The organism is Mesorhizobium sp. M7A.F.Ca.CA.004.12.1.1, assembly GCF_003997835.1.
Classification (GTDB): domain Bacteria; phylum Pseudomonadota; class Alphaproteobacteria; order Rhizobiales; family Rhizobiaceae; genus Mesorhizobium.
This window is the reverse complement of the sequence record NZ_RZRK01001304.1, coordinates 1-958: the sequence shown is the minus strand read 5'-3', so window position 1 is coordinate 958 and position 958 is coordinate 1. Positions and strand designations below refer to the sequence as shown.

The 958-nt window shown below is 65.0% G+C and carries 1 protein-coding gene; it reads right to left on the bottom strand.

Translation table 11 applies throughout. The features are described from left to right. The coding region (locus EN984_RS35970) for a histidine kinase dimerization/phospho-acceptor domain-containing protein (protein ID WP_127384424.1) at positions 1-958 on the bottom strand (958 nt) is incomplete at both ends.

The window sequence follows — 958 nt, the reverse complement described above, 5'->3', positions numbered from 1 at the left end:
GCAACGACGCGTTCGTCCTGGCGCCCCACCGACAGCTTTATCGTCGTGCCCGATGGACAATGGCGCAGCGCGTTCTCGACCAGATTGGCGAACATCTGCGTCAACAGCTCGCGATCGCCATGGATCCGGTCCGTCGTTTCCGGTGGTTGCGCCAACGACAGCGACTTTCCGTCGTCCTCGGCAACATCGGCATAGATCTCGGCGATGGTCTGCAGCACCTCGCCCAGATCGACATCGGTGAACCGCGCCCGGCGGGCGCCGGCTTCGATCTGCGCGATGCGCAGCAGCGCATCGAAGGTCTCGTTGATCTGCAGGCTTTCGGCATGCGCCTCGGCCAGTTCGCGGGCGACCTTTTGACCTGACAGGTTCTTTTCGGACGCGGTGTCGAGGATCATCTGCAGCCGGTTGAGCGGCGTCTTCAGGTCGTGGGCGATGTTGGCGCTGACCTGTTTCATGCCTTCGACCAGTGCCGACAGGCGGTCGAGCGCGGCATTGACCTGGCTGGAGACGATGTCGATGTCGTCGCCCTTGCCGGTCAGCGGAATGCGGGTGTCCAGCCGTCCATGCGAGACATCCACCATGGTGGCGGCAATGCCGTCGAGACGGCGCTGGACCCGCGAGGCCAGCAGGGCGCCGCCGGCGACCGCCAGCCCGGTGATGATCAGGGTTCCCCAGCCAAAGCTCATCAGCACGATCCTCTCCAGCTCCTCCGTCTCGGAAAGGCTGAAGGCGACGGTCAGGGTGTTGCCGCCGACGGGGCCGGAATAGGCGCGGTACTCGGCGCCGGGCGGCACGCCGGGCATTTCGGTGTCGAACATCGAGAAACCGTCGGGAAGCCCTGCCGCGGTGAAGTTGCCGGCCAGGCGATTGCCCGTCGCGTCGGTCAGCGAAAACAGCTGCTCCTTTTTGAGGCTGCGCAGGGAGTGGCTGCCGACGGTCTCAACCAGCTCCTTGAGAT